This window comes from Mycobacterium sp., from assembly GCF_032159565.1.
Lineage (GTDB): Bacteria > Actinomycetota > Actinomycetes > Mycobacteriales > Mycobacteriaceae > Mycobacterium.
The window spans coordinates 1-3,676 of the sequence record NZ_JAVHWR010000099.1; the positions used below are offsets into that span (position 1 = coordinate 1).

Below are 3,676 nucleotides of genomic sequence, written 5' to 3' on the forward strand. Positions count from 1 at the left end.
ACCTGGCCACCCCACCGGGCACAGGGCCGTGGCCCGCCGTGGTGATGATCCACGAGATCTTCGGCCTCGACGAGGTCATGCGCGGCCACGCTGACCGGCTCGCCGGTCTCGGCTACCTCACCCTGGCTGTCGACCTTTTCAGCGCGGGCGGCACCGCACGGTGTCTCGTCTCGACGATGACCGCCATGATGCGTGGGCGCGGCCGCGCGTTCGCCGACATCGCCGCCGCCCACGACTACCTGGCAGGTGCTTCCGACTGCACCGGCAAGATCGGCGTCATCGGCTTCTGCATCGGGGGGGGCTTCGCGCTCCTCACCGCGAACAACGGATTCGACGCGGCCGCAGTCAATTACGGCCAGCTACCGCGTCACCTCGACGAAAAAGTGGTGGGCGCCTGCCCGATCGTCGGAAGTTACGGTGGCCGCGACCCTTCGCTTCGAGGGGCCGCCCGCCGGCTCGACGCGGCGCTGGACAGCGCGGGGGTAAGCCACGACGTCAAGGAGTATCCGGCTGCCAGCCACGCGTTCCTCAACGACGCCGAAGCCGGCCCGCGCGTACTTCGTCCCCTGCTACGGGTAGCCGGCATCGGCCCGGAACCCGATTCAGCCAAGGACGCCTGGGACCGGATCGAAAGATTCTTCGCCGCGTACCTACACTGACGCGCCTGTTCGATAGCTAACCGCCATCTCAATTGGTCGGAGGCTGCCACAGCACCGCAACGCGCCGCCAACCGGCTGGATCTGACGTCATTGCGCTACGTCCAACGGGCAGGACAACAGATCGACTCCTTCTACGAGCGGATCGACGTGTTGATCGACAACGCCGGTGTGCACGCGTTCTCTCAGCGCATCACCCCCAACGGATTCTCCGAGATGACCGCGGTGAACTAACTCCCCGTGGGTGCTGACCAACACACTCCGCGACAAGCTCGTGGCCTCGGCGCGGGCACGGGTCGTCACCGTCGCCTTCGAGGGCGCGCGGTGGGCCGGACGTATCGACAGTGCCGACGATCTGACGTCGACCACCGCCTACAGCAGGCGGCAGCCCATGACCCGTTACTTCGGGTCGAAACTGATGGACATCATGTTCAGCCAAGAACTCGGCAGACGTTTGGCGGGCACGGGCGTCACCACGAACTGCTGCGACCCGGGTTTCAACACCACGGGCCTAGGCAGGGACCTGCCATTCGCTGGATTGCTCGAAAAACTCCTGCACGCGTTGCGAATCGGCGATCCGCGCCGTGGCGCCAGGATCATCGTGCGACTCGCCACCGATCCCGCCTTCGCCGAAACCACTGGGGGCTATCCTCGGTCAACGACGCCACCCCACTTACCTGCCCAGAACCCGGACGTAGTAAGGGAATTCAGGCCGACTTGTGGGAGAGCACGGCCGCTCTGCTCGACAGGGTCGTCTTCACGGACGGATGAGGCTCCACCAGCAGGCAACGGCTCCACGCCCGGGGGAACTCGAATTAGGCCGGGCTGGAGGCTTTTGCAGCAGCGATGGTGAGCCGTGCGATGCGTTTGGCGGTCATCGCCGCCGTGCGCGCGGTGCTCGCCACTTCCGCGGTTGCAAGTGCCCCGTCATACAAGACGATGAGGGCATCTGCCAGCGATGCGGTGTCGGCGACCCCGGTGTCTGCGGCAAGCGCGAGGAAGGATTCGCGCACCCAGCAGCGGTACTCGTTGATGGTCAGCTGCTGGGCCTCACCCGCAGGCGCTTCGGCGGCTGCGTTGACAAACGGGCAGCCCCGGAACTCCGGAAGTGCCACATAGTCGGCGATCGCATCAAACACCGCGAGGATCTTTTCCTCCGGATCATCGATGCCGGCCTGGGCCGCATTCACGCGCTCGCGCCACGCGTCCAGACGGCCTCGAAGGTACGCCGCGACCAGCTCGTCCTTCCCACCGAATATGTAGTACAGCGAGCCCTTGGCCACGCCGGCCTTTTCGATGACGGCGTCGATGCCGGTGGAATGCACCCCGTTGCGGTAGAACAGCTCATCAGACGCGGCAAGCAGTCGCTCCCGCGCTGAGGGCCGTTTCACCGTCTTCGTCGCCATCACAGCAGGTTATCAGACAGACTTGTCTGATAGGCGTAGCCGACGCCTCCCCCGACGCTTGATCCGCCTCTCCCTACCGGCGGCCGGCGTCCGCGAGCAAAGTGGGTCCCGCCGGTGCCACGAGCGTTGTTGCGGCGCTACGGCTTCCGGTGACAGCGGGATAACCCATTAGGCAGACTCCGAATCCGTGGGCAGGGCAATCAGCTGCCAAGATGTAGACCAATCGGTCTGTTCAAGACAGTATTCATGAGGAGGCAGGGCGTTGCGGCTGGCTCGGGAGGCAGGCGATGTCGATATCCTGGTCAACAACGCCGGTGTCCCCTGGTTTGGCCCGTCGGCAAGGTTGGCCGCCAACACGTTGGATCAATTGTTCGCCGCCAACGTACAAGCTGCGTACCTGCTGGTGTCGGTACTGGCCCCGAAAATGGTGGCCCGCGGCAACGGTGTGATCATCAACCTGGCTAGCCGGGCCGGCACCGTCGGTCAGCCCGACAGCGCCGCCTATGGCGCACCAAAGCCGCACTGGCCTCCCTCGCCCGCTCCTGGCGCCGAATACGGACCCGTCGGCATCCGCGTCAACGCCATCTCACCGGGACCCGTCTACACCGGCGCGGCCAAACGGGAACTGTTCGATGCCTCGGGCAAGAGCACACTGCTGGGTCGGGCCGCCGAGCCGGCTGAGATCGCCGAGGTCATCGGATTTTTGGCTTCCCCCGCGCGTCCTACATCACCGGCACCAACATCGCCGTCGACGGCGGCCGCACTGCCAGCCAACCTGACCCCGAGCGATCAGGGCTACTAGCTCCGCAAGTGGGCTAATCCGATTCCAGCCCATGAACTTTCCACGGCTCCACATGCAGCTGCGGCGGTGGCGCGACGGCTTCAACCTCGACATCGACATCGACATCGACTGCACGGATATGTCTCATCTCGCGGTGAGCACATCGAGGTGGCTCAGTGCTTGGCCGCGCAGCGGTGGGAGACACGCACATCGTGTCCTGGCGCGGATGCCGTCACAGCACAACGATTCGCGCGAAACGACCAGTTGACCGGCCCGCTTGACAAGACTCCCGCCGGCAGTACTGTTTAGACTAGTCTGTTTAATGTAGAGTCCAAGGAGGCCCTCCATGAGCACAACAGCCGAAGAGCGCAACAGGACGTTCGTGCTCGGGGCGTTCGGCACGCTTGCCAATCGGCGGGATTTCGTTGCGGCGCAAAGGTTCTGGTCGCCTGATTACATCGAGCACAGCGCGCATATCCGGCCTGGCCGAGACGGCCTGTTCAACCTGGTCGAGGCCTCGCCGCCGGACAGGCACTACGAGAAAGCGCTAGCCGTCGCCGACGGTGACCACGTGATGCTGCACGGCAGGTTGTCTACCACCGGGCCGCGGGCCAAAAGGGTCGCCGTAGACATTGTGCGCCCGGAAGACGGGCTGATCGCCGAACGTTGGGACGTAGTGCAGGACGAGGCCACCGCCGAGGAGTCCAAGAGCAGGCTGCCCATGTTCGGCGATACGTTCCCCACGCGGGCCTGACCCGAACCCGACCCACGATGAAGATCTCCGCCCAGTTCGCCACCTCGCTGGACTCCCCCGAGCACATCGCGACCGCCGA

At 65.0% G+C, this 3,676-nt stretch carries 5 protein-coding genes; 4 read left to right on the forward strand and 1 reads right to left on the reverse strand.

From position 1 onward, the window contains the following. Positions 1-2: 2 nt before the first annotated feature. Positions 3-659 carry a dienelactone hydrolase family protein gene (locus QOC76_RS12230; protein ID WP_526357100.1) on the forward strand — a complete coding sequence of 219 codons (657 nt, stop codon included), beginning with the start codon at positions 3-5 and terminating at the stop codon, positions 657-659. A 90-nt stretch (positions 660-749) separates the two neighbouring features. After that, entirely contained in the window at positions 750-890 is a 141-nt protein-coding gene (locus QOC76_RS12235) for a hypothetical protein (protein ID WP_526357101.1), read from the forward strand. 581 nt (positions 891-1,471) lie between these two features. Here the strand turns inward: QOC76_RS12235 and QOC76_RS12240 are convergent. Continuing rightward, the gene (locus QOC76_RS12240) at positions 1,472-2,062 is read right to left on the reverse strand and encodes a TetR/AcrR family transcriptional regulator (RefSeq protein ID WP_526357102.1); all 591 of its coding nucleotides are present in this window, start codon (positions 2,060-2,062) and stop codon (positions 1,472-1,474) included. A 262-nt stretch (positions 2,063-2,324) separates the two neighbouring features. On the opposite strand from QOC76_RS12240, the gene QOC76_RS12245 reads away from it, so the two are divergent. Beyond that, positions 2,325-2,864 carry an SDR family NAD(P)-dependent oxidoreductase gene (locus QOC76_RS12245; RefSeq protein WP_526357103.1) on the forward strand — a complete coding sequence of 180 codons (540 nt, stop codon included), beginning with the start codon at positions 2,325-2,327 and terminating at the stop codon, positions 2,862-2,864. Positions 2,865-3,189: 325 nt separating this feature from the next. Then, a complete protein-coding gene (locus tag QOC76_RS12250; protein WP_526357104.1) occupies positions 3,190-3,597 on the forward strand; it encodes a nuclear transport factor 2 family protein in 408 nt (135 codons plus the stop codon). Positions 3,598-3,676: the final 79 nt, after the last annotated feature.